At 39.8% G+C, this 18,066-nt stretch carries 15 protein-coding genes; 2 read left to right on the top strand and 13 right to left on the bottom strand.

All coding sequences use genetic code 11. The features are described from left to right. Positions 1-98 precede the first annotated feature (98 nt). The 11 genes from OO007_RS04050 to OO007_RS04000 all read right to left on the bottom strand — a co-directional run bounded on the left by OO007_RS04050 (position 99) and on the right by OO007_RS04000 (position 12,627). Positions 99-1,607, bottom strand: a complete 1,509-nt coding sequence (locus tag OO007_RS04050; protein ID WP_325807842.1) for a YifB family Mg chelatase-like AAA ATPase — start codon at positions 1,605-1,607, stop codon at positions 99-101. Between the two features lie 132 nt (positions 1,608-1,739). Further along, positions 1,740-2,501, bottom strand: a complete 762-nt coding sequence (locus tag OO007_RS04045) for an SDR family NAD(P)-dependent oxidoreductase (RefSeq protein ID WP_325807841.1) — start codon at positions 2,499-2,501, stop codon at positions 1,740-1,742. Positions 2,502-2,512: 11 nt separating this feature from the next. After that, entirely contained in the window at positions 2,513-4,027 is a 1,515-nt protein-coding gene (gene glpK, locus OO007_RS04040; protein ID WP_325807840.1) for a glycerol kinase GlpK, read from the bottom strand. 129 nt (positions 4,028-4,156) lie between these two features. Then, positions 4,157-5,878, bottom strand: coding sequence for an ABC transporter substrate-binding protein (locus OO007_RS04035; protein ID WP_325807839.1), 1,722 nt, complete (start codon positions 5,876-5,878; stop codon positions 4,157-4,159). A gap of 71 nt (positions 5,879-5,949) precedes the next feature. Next, a complete protein-coding gene (locus OO007_RS04030) occupies positions 5,950-6,231 on the bottom strand; it encodes a DUF2160 domain-containing protein (RefSeq protein ID WP_131904724.1) in 282 nt (93 codons plus the stop codon). Positions 6,232-6,254: 23 nt separating this feature from the next. Further along, positions 6,255-7,127 carry a carbohydrate ABC transporter permease gene (locus tag OO007_RS04025; protein WP_279388021.1) on the bottom strand — a complete coding sequence of 291 codons (873 nt, stop codon included), beginning with the start codon at positions 7,125-7,127 and terminating at the stop codon, positions 6,255-6,257. 2 nt (positions 7,128-7,129) lie between these two features. Continuing rightward, positions 7,130-8,011, bottom strand: coding sequence for a carbohydrate ABC transporter permease (locus tag OO007_RS04020; protein WP_131904723.1), 882 nt, complete (start codon positions 8,009-8,011; stop codon positions 7,130-7,132). Between the two features lie 3 nt (positions 8,012-8,014). Next, positions 8,015-9,103: an ABC transporter ATP-binding protein gene (locus OO007_RS04015; protein ID WP_325807838.1), complete on the bottom strand. Its 1,089-nt coding sequence runs from the start codon at positions 9,101-9,103 to the stop codon at positions 8,015-8,017. Next, positions 9,103-10,182 (bottom strand): ABC transporter ATP-binding protein, encoded by a 1,080-nt coding sequence (locus OO007_RS04010; protein ID WP_325807837.1) that lies wholly within the window; start codon positions 10,180-10,182, stop codon positions 9,103-9,105. The genes OO007_RS04015 and OO007_RS04010 overlap by 1 nt, the downstream gene beginning before the upstream one ends. A 40-nt stretch (positions 10,183-10,222) precedes the next feature. Next, positions 10,223-11,719 (bottom strand): glycerol-3-phosphate dehydrogenase, encoded by a 1,497-nt coding sequence (gene glpD, locus OO007_RS04005; RefSeq protein ID WP_325807836.1) that lies wholly within the window; start codon positions 11,717-11,719, stop codon positions 10,223-10,225. A gap of 140 nt (positions 11,720-11,859) precedes the next feature. Beyond that, positions 11,860-12,627: a DeoR/GlpR family DNA-binding transcription regulator gene (locus OO007_RS04000; protein ID WP_131904719.1), complete on the bottom strand. Its 768-nt coding sequence runs from the start codon at positions 12,625-12,627 to the stop codon at positions 11,860-11,862. A gap of 439 nt (positions 12,628-13,066) precedes the next feature. On the opposite strand from OO007_RS04000, the gene OO007_RS03995 reads away from it, so the two are divergent. Beyond that, positions 13,067-13,702, top strand: coding sequence for a hypothetical protein (locus tag OO007_RS03995; protein ID WP_325807835.1), 636 nt, complete (start codon positions 13,067-13,069; stop codon positions 13,700-13,702). Beyond that, positions 13,699-13,965, top strand: coding sequence for a YcgL domain-containing protein (locus OO007_RS03990; protein WP_131904717.1), 267 nt, complete (start codon positions 13,699-13,701; stop codon positions 13,963-13,965). The genes OO007_RS03995 and OO007_RS03990 overlap by 4 nt, the downstream gene beginning before the upstream one ends. A gap of 95 nt (positions 13,966-14,060) precedes the next feature. On the opposite strand, the gene OO007_RS03985 is transcribed toward OO007_RS03990, so the two are convergent. Beyond that, on the bottom strand, positions 14,061-14,549 hold the full coding sequence (locus OO007_RS03985; protein ID WP_325807834.1) for a hypothetical protein: 489 nt from the start codon (positions 14,547-14,549) through the stop codon (positions 14,061-14,063). Positions 14,550-14,746: 197 nt separating this feature from the next. Further along, positions 14,747-18,004 (bottom strand): hypothetical protein, encoded by a 3,258-nt coding sequence (locus tag OO007_RS03980; protein ID WP_325807833.1) that lies wholly within the window; start codon positions 18,002-18,004, stop codon positions 14,747-14,749. Positions 18,005-18,066 lie beyond the last annotated feature (62 nt).

The following is an 18,066-nucleotide window of genomic DNA, read 5'->3' as shown; positions in this document are numbered from 1 at the left end:
GAACGTTTTGTAATCGGAATATGAGTCTAGTATAAATCTAATGCCACCCCCTACTTAAAAGTAGGGGGGTGGCTTAAATATTAATTTCTTATTAAAACTTAAACACCGTTCATGCGATCCATAGCTCGATAACTAATGGTTTCGCTTAGGTGCGTTGTTTGAATATGTTCACTGCCTTCTATGTCCGCAATGGTTCGTGCAACTTTTAGAATACGATGATAAGCACGGGCCGAAAGTTTAAATTTTTCCATAACCTGAGCCAGTAAGTTTTCATCCGATTCGCTTAATTTACAGTACTTCTCGATTTCTTTATTGCTTAGAAAGTGATTGGCTTTTTGTTGTCGTTGAAGCTGTCTGTTTCTCGCGGCGATAACTCTCGCACGAACGGTTGCGCTGGTTTCACCGGTACTCGGACTTTGCAAATCTTCACGCGGTAATCTCAATACTTCGATTTGTAAATCTATCCTGTCTAAAAATGGTGCAGATAACTTAGAGCGATGTTTTCGCTGCTGCTCTAAGGAACAGTGGCAATTACTTTTAAAATCGCAATCTCGACCTTGTGGACACGGATTCATCGCGGTGATTAACTGAAAACGGGCAGGGTAGGTCGCTTGCCTTGCTGCCCTTGAGATGGTTATACAGCCTGTCTCTAAAGGCTCACGCAATACATCAAGCACCTTGCGATCAAACTCCACCAATTCATCAAGAAACAACACGCCGTTATGCGCTAATGAGATTTCTCCCGGGCGAACTTTTGCTCCACCACCAACCAATGCAACACCCGAAGAAGTATGATGCGGATCTCTTATGGGTCGTAGCCCCCACTGACTAGAATCAAAACCCTGATCGCTGATTGATGCGATTGCCGCTGACTCTAAAGATTCCTTTTCTGACATCGGTGGAAGTATGGTTGCTAACCTTGAAGCAAGCATCGTTTTTCCTGTTCCGGGCGGGCCAATCATCAGTAAATTATGATTGCCAGCTGCAGCTATTTCTAAAGCCCGTTTCGCTTGAAATTGACCTTTTACTTCGCTTAAATCACTAGCGTATGTTACTTCATTGTTTATTTCGGTGTTTCCATGAGCCAATAATCTTTCAGTATCGGTCAAGTGAGCGCAGATTTGTAATAAATGAGTTGCTGGAAAGACTTCTAAGTCTTTAATTAAACTGGCTTCGTTTGCATTTTCCTGAGGAAGAAAGAGTTTTCTATCTGCTTCGCTGGCAGCATAGGCTGTTGGTAATACACCTTTTACCGGGCGCAGTTGACCACCTAAGGCTAGTTCACCGATAAACTCATAATCTGCCAAGGCGCTCTCTGATATTTGCCCTGATGCCGCTAAAATTCCCAAAGCGATAGGCAAGTCAAAACGCCCCCCATCTTTTGGCAAATCTGCAGGCGCTAAATTGACCGTAATTCTTTTTGCTGGAAATTCGAAACGGGAATTTATAATTGCCGCTCTTACGCGATCCTTGCTCTCTTTAACTGCCAGCTCTGGGAGACCTACGATCGCAAAACCTGGAAGACCATTACTCAGATGGACTTCTACAGTCACCAAGGGAGCGTCGATACCATCATTAGTACGACTAAAAACTACAGCAAGATTCATAGCAATTTAGCATTATTATTTTTTATGAAAGATAATTATAGCTAAATATAACCCTGCCCTCTATTTCCCCCTGATAAGAGGCAATCAGTGAAACGATAAATCCATTGCCCTCAATAAATAAGGCCTCATGAATCAGGCAATCAACTGACCACCGTTAATTTCCAGCACTTGCCCAGTGATATAACCTGATAACTTTTCAGAAGATAAGAACACATAAGCAGGCGCACAATCTTCGGGTAAACCCAGACGCTGAAGTGGTATCGATAATCTAGTCGCTTCTAACTTTTCCTCACTGGAATAACGTTTATGAAAGTCCGTAGTAATCGTTCCCGGAGAAACCGCATTTGCTCTAATGTTATCGGGAGCGAGTTCGCGAGCCAGTGCTTTTGTGTAAGTACTGACAAATGCTTTGGTTGCACTGTAAATAGAAGAACCAGGACTTCCGCCTGTTGTTGCAGAAATTGATACCGTATTTATGATTGAAGCACCAGAGGATTGACGCAATGAAGGTATTAACGCTCTGGTAATTTGCACCACTGAAGTTTGATTCAAATTAACAAGATTCTGATATTGCTCGCTGGTCAGTTCGTCTGCTGGAAAACGACCTAACATGGTTCCTGCATTATTGATTAATACATCGATGGTTGATGTCTCGGCTTTTACAAACTCAATAAAAGCTCGCACTGAATTTTCATCGGTCATATCCGCTTCAAATACAGAATCAGCAATATCAACAAGCGATTTTGCCGTCCCTGAACGTCCACTATGAGCGATGAGTTTTGCACCACATTCTTTCATTGTCGTAGCAATCGCCAAGCCTATACCACGCCCTGCACCTGTTATTACAACAGTTTTTCCCACTAAAAGATCACTGCTAAACCCATTATTATTCATCAAACTGTCCTTTAAATCTCTTTTGAACTGGCTTTGGATTGAGAGATGGTACTCTCTACAGCTGCTAGCCAGCTGTTATATCTGTGCTCACGTTTTGCTTCATCTAGTCGTGGCTCAAAACGGTTTTGAAGTTTCCACGATTTGGAAAAACCTTCCATGTCCGGCCAAACTCCACTCTTCATTCCTGCCAGCCATGCTGCGCCTAACGCCGTTGTTTCTAAAATGGATGGCCTATCAATGGGCGTCGCCAAGGTATCTGCGAGGTATTGCATCGTCCAATCACTTGCTACCATACCGCCATCAACTCTGAGTACACTTTCTTCCTTTTGCCCTTGCCAATCCTTTTTCATGGCATCAACCAAATCACGTGTTTGGTAACATACCGCTTCTAAGGCAGCGCGTGATAATTCTCTTGGCCCTGTGTTGCGTGTTAATCCGAATATTGCACCTCTTACATCAGGCTCCCAATAGGGCGCGCCCAAACCCGCAAAAGCAGGAACCATAATCACATCCTGGCTTCTGTCGGCCTCGGCGGCTAGCCCGCCCGTTTGACTCGCATCATCGATAATTTTCAGACCATCACGCAGCCACTGGACAGCAGCACCCGCGATGAAGATCGAACCTTCTAATGCATAGGTTGTTTTACCGTTAATTCTATAAGCGATGGTTGAAAGCAATCGATTCTTGGATTCTGCACGTTGTTCACCGGTATTTAACATGACGAAACAACCCGTTCCATAGGTCGATTTAATCATTCCCGGGCTGAAACAAGCTTGACCCAAAACTGCAGCGTGTTGATCACCTGCTATCCCTAATACTGGAATAGATGCACCAAATAAATCGGTTACGGTGTTGCCAAATTCCGCAGCGCAATCTTCCACAGTCGGAAGTATCTGGCGCGGAACATTAAATATTTTAAGTAATGCATCATCCCATTCATTTGTTGCCGTATTAAAAAGCATGGTACGGGAAGCATTTGTCGCATCTGTTTTATGTGAGGCACCATCAGTAAGGCGCCATAATAAATAGGTGTCTATGGTGCCGAAAAGTAGTTTGCCGTATTCTGCCTTTTTTCTTGCCCCATCTACGTGATCGAGCAACCAGTTAATTTTTGTCGCAGAAAAATAAGGATCAAGAAGAAGTCCTGTTTTATCTCGAACCGTTTCTTCGTGACCACTGGCTTTTAGTTCATTACAGTAATTAGAGGTTCGCCTGTCTTGCCATACAATCGCATGATGTATGGGTTTACCCGTAGACTTATCCCAGATAACGGTGGTTTCACGTTGGTTAGTGATTCCGATACCTGCAATTTGTGAAGCGTTAATTCCCGCATCAGCAATTGCTTTTCTACAAGTGGCGACAACACTATGCCAAATTTCCTCGGCGTCATGTTCTACCATTCCAGAAGATGGAAAGTGTTGAGCAAATTCTTGTTGTGATGACGAAACAATATCAAACTGTTCATCAAAAAGTATGGCTCTTGAGGATGTTGTACCTTGGTCGATAGCCAAAATATAAGAAGTCATAACAGCTCCTTTTCCAGATAATTATTCTAGATAATAAAAAAGGACTTGGGTTTCCCCAAGTCCAAATTGCATCCTTTATAAAGCGATGCTGGAGGAGTGCAAATCTAACTTTCTAGATATGCAAAGCATCTATTGTGTCCAACTCTTAACAAGTTCAGCATAAGAGACGGTAACGCCTTGAGGTTTCTCATTAGCTAATTTAGGCTTTGGAGCACCAGGTTGAGCAAGCCAGTATTCAGCACCTTTTTCCTCATTTAACTTAGGACCAAGTTCACCCTGAACACCTGCACGTTCTAGACGAGACAATACTTTTTCCTGAGCAGCACATAAGCCGTCTAATGCACCCTGCGCTGTTTTAGATCCAGACATTGCATCACCGATATTCTGCCACCAAAGCTGAGCTAGCTTAGGATAATCAGGAACGTTAGTCCCAGTCGGAGACCATTGTACACGCGCTGGTGAGCGGTAAAATTCAACCAAACCACCTAATTTATCCGCACGTTTTGTAAAGTGATCTGAGTTGATGGTTGAGTTACGAATAAACGTTAAACCAACATCAGATTTCTTTAGGTCAACTGTCTTAGATGTCACGAACTGAGCATATAACCAAGCAGCTTTAGCGCGATCAACCGGAGTAGATTCCATTAGTGTCCATGAACCAGCATCCTGATAACCAATCTTAGTACCTTCTTTCCAGTAGGCTCCATGAGGTGAAGGTGCCATACGCCATTTCGGTGTACCATCTTCATTCATCACAGGAAGATCAGGTTTTACAGTCGCTGCAGTAAACGCTGTATACCAGAACATTTGTTGAGCAACATTTCCTTGAGCAGGAACTGGACCAGCTTCACCAAATGTCATACCAGCAGCTTCAGGCGGAGAATATTTCTTTAACCATTCAATCGCTTTTGTTACTGCGTAAACAGCAGCAGGTGAATTAGTCGCGCCACCACGTGCAACACAAGAACCTGTTGGTTGTGACTTATCGTTTACACGAATACCCCACTCATCAACTGGAAGTCCGTTTGGCTCTCCTACATCGCCCATACCCGCCATTGACATCCAGGCATCAGTATAGCGCCAGCCAAGTGATGGATCTTTCTTTCCGTAGTCCATATTGCCATACACTTTACCTTCAACGCCTAAACGCGATAGGTCACGTCCTGTAAAAAACTCAGCAATATCTTCATACGCTGACCAGTTCACTGGAACACCTAGATCGTAGCCATATTTAGCTTTGAAATCGCCTTTGTTCTTTTCATCGTCAAACCAGTCAGCTCTGAACCAGTAAAGGTTTGCGAACTGTTGTGTAGGAAGTTGATAAAGTTTTCCATCTGGGGCGGTTGTGAAAGAAGTACCGATGAAATCTGCAATATCAAGTGTTGGGCTAGTAACGCTCTTACCATCACCTGACATCCAGTCAGTTAGGTTACGTACTTGTTTATAACGCCAGTGTGTACCAATCAAATCAGAGTCATTTACATAAGCATCGTAAATATTCTCGCCTGATTGCATTTGAGTTTGAAGCTTCTCAACTACATCCCCTTCACCGATTAAATCATGAGTGATTTTTATTCCTGTAATTGCTGTAAATGCAGGTGCTAAAACTTTCGACTCATATTCATGTGTTGCAATAGTTTCTGATACAACTTTGATTTCCAAGTCTTTGAACGGTTTTGCAGCATCAATAAACCATTTCATTTCTGCTTTCTGATCATCAGCATTCAAGACTGAGACGCCAGCGATTTCGTCTGTTAGAAACTTATCTGCAGCAGCCATATCGGCTTGTGCAGAACTCATCCCTAACATCAAACCAGCTACTGCCGTAGATATTAGTAAATGTTTTCGCATAATAAAATCCTCCTTTAAGATTTTATGTAGATTGAAGGGACATACTTATAGAGTACGTTCCCATTTTGACTTCATACTGTTTTAAATACGCCAATGGCATAAACAAATGAAATTCCGAGAGCCCACCACAAACCAGGACCGATAAAGCCTAGCCAAGCGAGGTGGATAAAAGCACTACCAAGAAGCGATATGAACAGACGATCACCTCTTGTTGTTTCAAATCGTAATATTCCTACCCGTGGATTTCCACCCGGTGAAAAATATTCCCATACCATCATGATGACCAGGCAACTCACAATTCCTAACCAGAAAAGTGCTGTCGGGCCGGTCCATGCCATCCAAGAGAGATCCATTATTTGATACTCCTTTTAATTGTTTAAACGCGGCCTAGGGCAAAGCCCTTGGCGATGTAATTTCGAACGAAGTAAATAACCAATGCACCAGGAATAATGGTTAGTACTCCTGCCGCCGCTAAAACACCCCAATCAACCCCTGAAGCACCAACCGTTCTTGTCATAATGGCAGCGATTGGTTTTGCATCGACCGTGGTTAGTGTTCTTGCAATTAATAGCTCAACCCATGAAAACATGAAACAGAAGAATGCAGCCACGCCTATGCCAGAAGCAATTAATGGGGTGAATACTTTTATAAAGAATTTTGGAAATGAATAACCATCAATATAAGCTGTTTCATCAATTTCTTTTGGTATACCAGACATGAACCCTTCTAGAATCCAAACAGCTAGTGGAACGTTGAAAAGACAATGAGCTAGAGCCACAGCGATATGAGTGTCAATCAAACCAAAAGAGGAATAAAGCTGAAAAAATGGAAGTACAAAAACTGCTGCCGGAGCCATTCGATTCGATAACAGCCAGAAGAACATGTGCTTATCGCCTAGAAAACGATATCTGGAAAATGCATAGGCAGCAGGCAATGCGACTGATATAGAAATTACAGTATTCATCACCACATAAATAATCGAATTTATGTAGCCGTTATACCAGGAAGGATCGCTGAAAATTACCACATAATTACTCAATGTCGGATTTTCCGGAATCAAAGTAAATTTTGAGAGAATTTCCTGATTCGTTTTAAAACTCATATTGACCAGCCAATAAATCGGCAACATCAAAAAGAAAATATAAAGCGAAGGAGTAAACCACCTAAAATTTCTTGGTTTTTTCATTTGATTGGTCTGACGTAGCGCACCTTCAACCAAAAGTGTTGTTTCTTTGGTAGTCGATTCCATGGTTATTCCTCCACCTCTGGTTTGTCGGTTCCTACATTGCTCATTACAGTGAAAAAGACATAACAAACCAGCAACACGATTAATTGATAAACAAGCGACATTGCCGCAGCGGGCCCAAGATCAAACTGACCAATAGCTTGTTTTACAAGGTCTATCGACATAAAGGTTGTAGAGTTACCCGGACCACCGCCCGTAAGAACGAAAGGCTCGGTATAGATCATGAACGAATCCATAAATCGAAGTAAAAATGCAATGATTAATACGCCCTGCATTTTGGGTAATTGAATGTAACGAAATACAGACCACTTAGAAGCACCATCAATTCTTGCCGCTTGATAATAAGCTTCTGGAATTGAAACCAGACCAGCATAGCAAAGTAATACAACCAAACTTGTCCAATGCCATACATCCATAACAATAATGGTTACCCATGCATCGATAACATTACTTGAATAGTTATAGTCGATGCCTAATGTTGCCATCGTATGACCAAGCAAACCGATGTCTGCTCGTCCAAAAATTTGCCAGATTGTTCCCACTACATTCCATGGGATAAGTAATGGAAGGGCCATCAAAACTAAACAAACAGGCACCCAAATACCTTTTTTAGGCATCGATAATGCAATCAAAATACCTAACGGAATCTCTATACATAAAATAATAAATGAGAATAAGAGGTTTCGGCCTAAAGCATCGTGAAAACGCTCTGATCTAAGGACATCGGTAAACCATTCTGTACCTACCCAGAAAAACTTATTGCCGCCGAAGGTATCTTGCACAGAATAATTAACCACCGTCATTATTGGAATAATTGCCGATAAGGCAACCAGCAAGAATACCGGTATTACTAGTAACCAGGCCTTGTTGTTATATGTCTTATCCATGATCTAAATACCTTTTCCATTTTCTAGAGAACGAACCAAATGATCATCTTGGTAAATATTTATTCGTGATGATTCGAATATTAATTTAGGCTCAGCAGGAATATTTTCCCCTTCATTTAGTACAACATTTAATTCAACGCCTTCAATGCTTGCTCGTACAATCTTGAAACGGCCTATGTCTTCAACACCATTAATTTGTGCAGGAATTCCCGATTCTGAATTTGTCAGGGATAAAAATTCAGGGCGAATGCCAAGCTCAATTTTCCCTGTTAAATCTGGGTAAGCACCTTTTAGAGTAACAGTATGACTGCCTAATTTAGCCTGATTACCACTGACCTCAACAGGTAAAATATTCATCCCTGGTGAACCAATAAAATAACCAACAAAGGTATGCTTCGGTTCATCAAAGAGTTCTTCCGGGGTTCCTATTTGAACAACATCACCTTCATACATAACCACAACTTTATCAGCGAAGGTCAACGCTTCGGTCTGATCGTGTGTGACGTAAATCATGGTATGACCTAACTGACGATGTAAATCTTTCAACTTTGTTCGAAGCTGCCATTTCATGTGTGGATCGATTACAGTCAAAGGCTCATCAAATAAAATAGCGTTCACGTCGTAACGAACTAGACCTCGACCCAGTGAAATCTTTTGTTTTTCGTCAGCAGTAAGTCCACGTGCTTTTCTATCTGCTTTATCACTTAAATCCAGAATGTCTATCATCTCAGCAACACGCTTTGATATTTCATCATTTGGCACATTACGATTCTTTAATGGGAACTCTAGATTTTGACGTACAGTCATCGTGTCATAGATCACTGGAAACTGAAAAACTTGTGCAATATTGCGTTGCTCAGGCTGTAGATTTGTCACATCTTTTCCATCAAAAAGTATCTGTCCTTTGGATGGAACCAGAAGCCCTGAAATAATATTGAGGAGCGTTGTTTTACCACACCCCGAAGGTCCTAAAAGAGCATAAGCACCACCATCATCCCATGCATAATCAAGCTCTTTTAATGCAAAATCATGATCAGTTTCTGGGTTCGGCAAGTAAGAGTGCGCCAGTTTATCAAGTGTAATTTGAGCCATTATGCTGCTCCCGTCTTTGGAGCAGATACAAGTTTATTCTCTCCATCAAATATAAAAAATTTCGCTGGATCCATATAAACCGGAACTTGGTCACCGATATCTACTCGGTGTACACCGTGTGTGAGTATCACCAGTTTAATGTCATCAAAAGCCACATGTACAAACGTCTCTGACCCCGCAATTTCTGAAGTAGAAACGGGTGCCACAACTTTCACTGATGTTTGTTTAGGCTCACTAAGCAATAAGTGATGAGGGCGAATACCAATACTATAAGAACCGTCTGATAATCCAGATAGATCTTCAGGGCAGTCAATCTTACCTTGAGAAAAGACGAATTGTGCGCCCTGCTTTTGCATCGGAATCACATTCATGGGTGGATCAGAAAAGGTTTGAGCTGTGACTAAATCTGATGGTTTATTGTGCACATCAATAGTCTGACCAAACTGTGTAATATGGCCTTCATGTAACGTCGCAGTATCGCCACCCAATAATAAAGCTTCTTGTGGCTCTGTAGTCGCGTATACAAAAATAGCGCCAGTTTCAGCAAATATTCGAGGCAGTTCTATTCGCAGTTCTTCACGAAGTTTATAGTCTAGATTAGCTAAAGGCTCATCAAGCAAAACAAGCTCTGCATCTTTGACCAAGGCTCTCGCCAGTGCTGTTCGTTGTTGCTGCCCACCTGATAAATACAGAACACCACGATCAAGATAAGGGGTCAGTTTCATCAATTCTGCTGCTTCACGAACTTTTTTATCTATGGTTACTTTATCAATACCTGCAACACGCAAAGGTGAGGCTATATTTTCATATACACTAAACGCTGGATAGTTAATAAACTGTTGGTACACCATTGCAATATTACGTTTTTGCACAGGCGTTTTAACCACGCTAACGCCATCCATGAAAATATCGCCTGATGTAGGTTTATCGAGGCCCGCCATTAATCTCATCAATGACGTTTTGCCAGACAACGTCGGGCCCAAAAGGACATTCAAAGAGCCTTTCTCTAATTTCAAAGACACATCATTTATGTGAAAGGTATTTCCTACCTTTTTACTCACATTACGCAATTCTAACAATTCCAGCTCCTCTACTTTATTTCTTATTAATTAGCTTGTTTTATTGGTGTTGTTGTAGCCAACTATCTAATTCTTTTACTTCCTGATCGCTTAGACGAATACCAAGTTTGGATCTTCGCCAAACAATATCTTCTGCGGTTTCTGCCCACTCGTGTTGTATCAAATACATGACTTCTCGTTCTGTGAGCGAACCACCAAAGTCTCGTCCCATATCTTCAAGCTTTACTGCACCATCCATCAGTACCCAGGCTTTGGTGCCATAAGAACGAATCAACCTTTGAGCCAAAGATTCTTCTATAAAAGGAAATTCAGCCTTTAGCTTTGTTACTAATAAATCATAGTCAGAAACTGCGAAATCACCGCCGGGTAGTGAAGAATCAGCAGTCCATGATTCTTTTCGACTTCCGATCAAATCCTCAATTTTCTCGAGCATTGATTCTGCCAATCTGCGGTAGGTTGTAATTTTTCCACCAAAAACATTGACTACTTTTGGTTCATCACCCTTGCCATCAACACGTAACACATAATCTCGTGTCGCCTCTTGTGCCTCTGTTGCACCATCGTCATAAAGAGGGCGAACACCTGAATATGACCAAACGATATCTTCAATTTTGATCGGTTTTTCGAAATACTCACTGGCTGCTGAACATAAATACGAAACTTCAGAATCAGTGATTTTGGCGTTTATCGGATCACCTTTGAAATCATGATCCGTGGTTCCTATCAGGGTGTAATCATTCTCGTAAGGCAATGCAAAAATAATGCGATTGTCGCTATTTTGAAATATATATGCTCTGTCATGATTATGAAGTTTTGGGACAACGATATGACTTCCTTGTACCAGTCGAACATTTTTAGCGTTGTTGCTGCTCATCGTTTCATCGAGCACTTTATCTACCCAGGGTCCTGCAGCATTCACTATCAAACGAGCTTTATGCTGTTTCCTATCCCCGGTGCGAACATCTTCTGTCGTAATGTTCCAATAGTCTTTCTCTCTACAAGCATAGACAACTTTAGAGCGAGTTTCTATTTTTGCGCCACGATCTTGGGCGTCTTTTGCATTCAAAACGACTAGACGAGCATCATTGACCCAACAATCTGAGTACTCAAATCCTTTTGAAAATATTTTTTTTAACGGTTTTCCTATAACAGACGTTTTTAAATTAACTTGAGAAGTGCCGGGCAATAACTTGCGCTTACCGATGTGATCATAAAGAAATAAACCTAGTCGCAATAACCAGGCTGGACGCATATCACTGTGATGGGGTAAAACGAAACGCATCGGCCAAATGATATGTGGTGCCATTTTCAAAAGCACTTCACGTTCACCTAAGGATTCTCGCACCAATCTGAATTCGTAATACTCCAGATAACGCAAACCACCATGAATGAGTTTTGATGACCAGGAAGATGTACCACTTGCCAGATCGTTCATTTCAGCTAGACGCACAGAATAACCACGGCCAACTGCATCGCGAGCTATACCACATCCATTTATTCCGCCACCAATGACGAAAATATCATCTATGTCAGACAATACATTCTCCTATGTATTTTTACTTTTTCTGAAATTGCTTCAGAAACAACGAATAGGAAAGATATTTGAAAAGAAAACGAATGTCAAACGAAAGCTACAAGAAAAGACTTATTGAGTACTGTGAAAGCTATCTAATCTCGTTAGGTCGCCTCTACTTCGATTACCTTTACTTCGGACTCTTCACAAATCTCCCTAAACTCATTATCGTCAATGATATCTGTAATGAATGTATCTATTTGAGAGATGTGACCAATTCTCACTGGTGCGCTACGTTTAAGTTTAGTTGAATCTGCAACCAATATAACGTGACGTGCATTTTTGATAATGGCTTGAGCTACTTTTACTTCTCGAAAATCAAAGTCTAATAGTGAACCATCAGAGTCTATTGCTGAAGAGCCAATAATGGCGTAATCCACTTTAAAGTTCTCAATAAAATCAACCGCAGCTTCACCCACAATTCCGCCATCTGATGATCTTACTACACCGCCAGTAATTATCACTTCATTTTCCAAATACAGCCTTAACCTACTGGCAACATTGATATTATTGGTTATGACCATTAAGCCTTTATGATCAACAAGCGCATCGCTGAATGCTTCAGTAGTGGTTCCTATATTGATGAAGAGGGAGGCATTATCAGGAATCATTTCAGCCGCTGCTTTGCCAATCAGTACTTTCTGTGATGCTGCGATCTGTCTTCTTGCTTCATACTCGACATTGCCGCGACTATTAAGCAGTCTCGCTCCACCATGAACCCTCACCAGTTTTTTTGCTTTGTCGAGTTCGTTAAGGTCGTTTCGAATAGTTTGCGGAGTCACATTAAATTCAGCGACCAGATCTTCAACAGAAACCTGATCCAGTTTTTTTAGCATATCGAGAATTTTATTTTGCCTTTTACTAATAAACATAAATCCACATGTTCCTTTATATTATTTTTACTCTACTTTTCGATATTTTGTGATTGTACAAATTACGCAAATTTTCACTCTTTGTCAAAACAGTCTTAAGATACTGATTTACAATACATAATGACTAAACACATTAAAGTTTTGAAAAACATTTAATCTTTAAAGCTAAAAAGAGAAAGTAAAACGAAGATATTTTATGGGTATCACAATCATAAAAACTGCCAAACAAAATATTAAATAACCCTTTAACATTTCCAAAACATAATTTTCTTTTAAGAAAATTATGCAAAAAATATTTAATGAAAACCGAAATGCTTTGTTTTTCAGGACCTTATTAAAATTTAAAGGCACCCCCCCACTTATAAGCGTTTTTTAAGGGTATTCGATATGCAACATTAATCTCGAACATGTACAATAATGCCCAAAAGGGGAACATCTTTTGATCGAACTAGTACTTACCATTATTTTAGGCATTGGCGTTTTACTATTTTTAGTGAGTTATCTCACTTATATAGTTACCGGCTTTAAACACCATTTTGTGACGGGAGTAATCGCAGCATTACCTGTGCTCAACGTAGTTACACTGCCTTCACTTTGGGATAAAGGAAGAGGAAAATTCCTGATGGGTCTAGTAGGATTAGTTCTTGCGGGTGGATCATGGATCCTGGGGGCCAATAAAACTGTTAATAATTACCTTGCTCAAAGAAACAATATTTCTGCAGAAACTGTAATACGCAGTGCAGATAATACCCAGCGCATAGTTACAAACAACGGTAATGCCTCGAACAACCTCACTTCTCCAAGAACACAATACAACCCTATTGATGAATCCAAGATGCTTGGCCTACCTAGCAAAGCCTTATATTCGATGCACTTTGACCCAGTACCCGTTAATCAGATAAGTACATTACAAGGCCGTATAGTCAAAATAACCAATCAACAAAATGAAGAGATTGAAGGTCGAATTAAAGCAGTAAGTGCGAGTAGTGTGGTGGTTGAAGGAGAGTATGAAAATGAAATTCCGATTGCCACAATTAAACAAGTATTGCTTATGGTGAAGAAAGCAAACCGATGAATTGTTATGTATACCGCAGTAATAAAAAACAAGGTATGTACCTCTACCTCGTTGAAAAAGACAATTTCGATGATGTGCCTGAGTCTTTAATGAAATTATTAGGTGAACTCGTATTCTCTTTTGAGTTTGACCTAAGCAAAGATCGTAAATTAGTAAAAGCAGAATCAGAAGAAGTATTAAGAATACTAAAAGAAAATGGCTATTTTTTACAGATGCCCCCTGCCAAAAGTGAGCTTTTTGGAAACAATGAATCTCTAAACTGATCCTGACATAATTTTGTTCCACAAAAAAGCCGCTATCTTTCGATGCGGCTTTTTTCATTGAAGCAATTATTGCTTCAAATCATAACTTTTAACTACTACTGAGTTGTTACAGTTAAAGTAACAGTATCAGAGTAAGTACCAGCTTGTACTACACCAGAAATAGCAGGTGAAGTCATGTTGAAAGCACTTGAAGCATTGTTACAAGAAGTTAAAGTTGCAGCGTTCGGAGCGCCTGCCGTATATGTAGTACCTGCCCAGCTTACTGAGTAATTAGAAGCACCGTGTAGGTACAAAGCAGCAACTGTATCATGCTGTAATTTGAAATCATTTACCGAAGATACTGCAACAGTACAACCACCCGTTGTGTTAGCTTCTGTACCTAGCGTACCAAGAGTAGTAGTCGCACCATTAACATCTGCTTCAGCAAGAACTACAGAAGTATTTCCAGCTAATGTGCCAATTAGATTTACATACGCATCTTTAGTTACATTGATTTCGATATTTGTAGTATCTGTTGCCGCAATAGCGAATGAGCTAGTTGCTAAAAGAACAGCAGACGCAAGAATAGACTTAGTGAATTTCATTGTTTTTCCTATTTTTTATTGTAAAGGGTTTGTTTTGGTTTGTTGCTTTAGTTTGTAAAAGGTAACTAGTAATTTTTATATTGTGACCTTGGATATATCTTATGCATTTTTAGCTGAACGTTTCCTGAACATATCATTCAGTTTTCTACCGTATGTCTATAACATAATGTTAAAATGGCTATACAGTGGGGTTTTGGTTATTCATCTATAATTAAGTTACCGACTTGATGAACTTTTCCTTTCAAATCAGGAACGCTAATCTGAATGTCATTCATATCAGGATAATCGAATAATTCTAACTTATATGTTCCAGCGGGCATCGAGATGACTCTAAATCTACCTGCCTTATTAGAGAAGAAGGCAATAGTCTTCGCTTCTTTATTATTTGCATCGATTGTCCCAGCATCATTTGCTTCATTGTTTACAGCAGAACTAACAGGTATCCATTGACCACCTTTAAAGCCTAATGGTTTATTAGCAGTATCAACTAACATCCCATCTAATATAGTCTGTGGTTCTCCGCCTGCTTTAATCAAGAATCCTTGGTGATATTTTGGCAATACTTCAAATTCTGTTTTCTCAGTATCGTAACCATTAGGTAGGGTGCTTTCATCGATATTAATATTTTGATATCGATAAGAATCTAAACGCACAATTGCGCTATCACCTTTACCAGGTATTAATGCCGTATAGTTATCGGGCAAACCAGTATCATTATCTTCCGAGTATCTAAAACGATTATTGCCGTTATTTATTGCTATAGGGGCTTCCTGATTAGATGGCCCCGTAACCAATGCAAAACTATCATTGATAGGATAAGACGTTGCGCAGTTTCCACCCACACAGGCTAAACTGGTATTAAAGCCAACAGTTAATTGTTGCGTGTTATCACTATCAGAAATACTGTATCTATTATGTGCAGCGAATGTAGATTCAAACCTGTTGTGTCTATACTGAAGGTTAAGATTCTGCTGTCTTGTATGATCATCTTGATAATGTTCTAAAGACCCTGCCAAACTATTTGTGCCCACTAAACTTGTTGGTTTTACACTTAATTTCGATTCTAGAGTGCTGTCTTTGGTATTCACTAATACATCTAGACTCTTTTTTCGACGGCTTGATTTATGTGATAAAGGAACAGAGAGCTGCATGCTCATTGAAAAATCATCTTCACTGTCATATCGCGCACCTAAACTGAGAGACACACCATTATCAAATCGCCTGGTGGTATTCAGGCTTGCATAGATATTTTCATCGGCATCATAGTAATCGGATATTCCAAGGTTTAAATAACCATTCCACTTTTCACTTAAGTTCAAACTGAAGTTCGTTTGCAAATTCGACTTTAGACGTTGATTGCTTACTTCTACGATATTGCCTAATTCATCAACCGTATCTAATTGCACTTCATTAATTTGTGAAAAGTTTTCACTTCGATATTCGCCCGTAATTGTCCAACCATTCAGAAAGTCATTTATCGGTGGTTCAAGTCCGAGCATATCTTCGCGTAAGGTATCTAGACTAATATATTCTCTTTTCTTATTGGGTCTAAACTCGAAGCTTGTCGCATAACCTGTATCCTGATTATCAGCACCGCCACTGACGGCAAAACTGTTCTTTATTGAGCCTAAAGCCACAGATGTTAAAACTTCAGTTCCCAATAAGTAACTATTAGGCGTGATTTGAGCGTCTACGCTCAATGTAAGGTCTTTTGTTAAACCTTTTTGATAGTAGCCACTTAGGATCAATTCATCTTCTAAACTATCGTTAGTGTAACCTTCTTCATTACTCAAATAACCGACACTGAAAGCATACAGAGACAGGCCCGATTTTAGTAAATGAGAATCATAAAACTGCTCACTACTTTTAACTGTGATTTTTCCAAACTCATCTTTTATACGAACCCGTATATTATTTGCACCGTTATATAGACCAATATCTTCTAAAGAATAAACCCCTTCTTTTAAGTAAAAACGACGGATTAATTGATTGTTTATGAATACTTCAACTTCCGAGTCTGAATCAAGAACCAGTGATTCATTCGCCTGTGGTCTGATCTGCAACTCAGGATCCATAAAGAACTCTTTGCTGACTCTGATGCCATTGAGCGAAAGGTTTTCCTGAAAGTTTCTATTACCGGAAGATATATTGCCTAAGGTGAAACGTTTTAATTTTTCAGGTTGGTCAAACGTCAGCGTAGTATTGCTAAAGGTGTATTCTTCATCACGTACATCGACGGTTGTTTCTAATACTTTATCTCCAATATTCAAACTACCTTCCAGTTTCATTTTGAAGTCAGTGTCACTTTCGTTTTGAGAATTGAAGCCGACAGTTGTGTAAGTATTAATAAAAGAACTGATCTCATTCGCCTTAATTTTATTTTCGCTTCTGACTGATGCTTTCTTTTTACTGATCATGGACAGAATATTGGGCCTTCTTAATTCATTCTTGATGTTTAAATCGAGACTTAAATTAGTGGGGTTATATTCGGCATCAATTCCCATTTCACTTAAAACAGCAAACTGGGTTTTCTTCTGTGTCTTCAGTTTTTCGTTTACTCGAAAATAGACATGCTCTTTCAATACATCTTTGAGTAAAACAAGTAATGGCTCTGTTTCTACTTTATCCAACACGCCTTGATCATTACTAAATAGCTTTAATTCACCCTTAGTAGAATTATTCACTCTCAATTCTGCTGTGACTTCTTTAGGTGTGCTGACTATCTTTTTTCCAAATGCTTTTGCAAATAATGCATTTAAATCATTTGCTTTAGCAGATTTTGGAGAAGTTTCTTGTTTATCATCACTTACTCCCTGACTTGAAAGGGCTGTTGTATTTGTATTTTGAGAGGATGGAAGCGTACTTTCTGCTTTAGTGGTTACGGTCTCTTCCCTGGAACTACTGAGTACTTCAACTCTAGCTGGAGTTTTAATAATTTTATTGGCTATAAGTGGGGGGGTGGCTTTACCTTTATCATCTATATCGACATAAAGATTATCTGCCTGATTATTTATGGTTTTTTCGTAAACTGATTCAGTTTTCTTTATAACAGTAGGTGTTATTGATTCATCTGTCTCTGTTACAGGAATAGCTTCTTCGATATTTAGACTTTCAAAGAAAGCAATCAAAGCAGGGTCATTTTTATTTAAATCATCAGTGATTTTTGGCGCTGCAGTACGTGTTTGTTTACGCTTTTTCGATGGCATCTCTTTATTTAAAAGAGGCTTACTTTTTTGAGTAACAGTAACTTGTTGCGGAGACGCTTTTGTTTTTGCTTGAGTTGAAGATTTCTCGGCAGAAGTCAGACGATGATAAAAGGCAGCAATTTCAGCATCTGATATTTCATCGGCTGATACAGTTAAAAATGGTAAAAAAACCGGGAAAACAAACAATAAAAAACCAGCAACCCATGAAGTAACTTTGATAACGCTACAATGGGTGATTTGCTGGTTCATTGTTAATTAATTCACGCGTTTATCGATAAGGAGCCGTTGTATAGCGGTGAATCAGTTAATGA

Origin of the sequence: Cocleimonas sp. KMM 6892, from assembly GCF_035798195.1 — a bacterium.
GTDB lineage: Bacteria > Pseudomonadota > Gammaproteobacteria > Thiotrichales > Thiotrichaceae > Cocleimonas > Cocleimonas flava.
Note: the sequence above shows the minus strand (reverse complement) of the source record. Positions and strands in the feature narration are given on the sequence as shown.

Coding starts and splice junctions, on each gene's coding strand:
- OO007_RS04045 (WP_325807841.1), bottom strand. CDS start 2,501: ATGAATAATAATGGGTTTAGCAGTGATCTTTTAGTGGGAAAAACTGTT.
- OO007_RS04000 (WP_131904719.1), bottom strand. CDS start 12,627: ATGTTTATTAGTAAAAGGCAAAATAAAATTCTCGATATGCTAAAAAAA.
- OO007_RS04035 (WP_325807839.1), bottom strand. CDS start 5,878: ATGCGAAAACATTTACTAATATCTACGGCAGTAGCTGGTTTGATGTTA.
- glpK (WP_325807840.1), bottom strand. CDS start 4,027: ATGACTTCTTATATTTTGGCTATCGACCAAGGTACAACATCCTCAAGA.
- OO007_RS03990 (WP_131904717.1), top strand. CDS start 13,699: ATGAATTGTTATGTATACCGCAGTAATAAAAAACAAGGTATGTACCTC.
- OO007_RS04030 (WP_131904724.1), bottom strand. CDS start 6,231: ATGGATCTCTCTTGGATGGCATGGACCGGCCCGACAGCACTTTTCTGG.
- OO007_RS04020 (WP_131904723.1), bottom strand. CDS start 8,011: ATGGATAAGACATATAACAACAAGGCCTGGTTACTAGTAATACCGGTA.
- OO007_RS03985 (WP_325807834.1), bottom strand. CDS start 14,549: ATGAAATTCACTAAGTCTATTCTTGCGTCTGCTGTTCTTTTAGCAACT.
- OO007_RS04025 (WP_279388021.1), bottom strand. CDS start 7,127: ATGGAATCGACTACCAAAGAAACAACACTTTTGGTTGAAGGTGCGCTA.
- OO007_RS04050 (WP_325807842.1), bottom strand. CDS start 1,607: ATGAATCTTGCTGTAGTTTTTAGTCGTACTAATGATGGTATCGACGCT.
- OO007_RS03980 (WP_325807833.1), bottom strand. CDS start 18,004: ATGAACCAGCAAATCACCCATTGTAGCGTTATCAAAGTTACTTCATGG.
- OO007_RS04015 (WP_325807838.1), bottom strand. CDS start 9,103: ATGGCTCAAATTACACTTGATAAACTGGCGCACTCTTACTTGCCGAAC.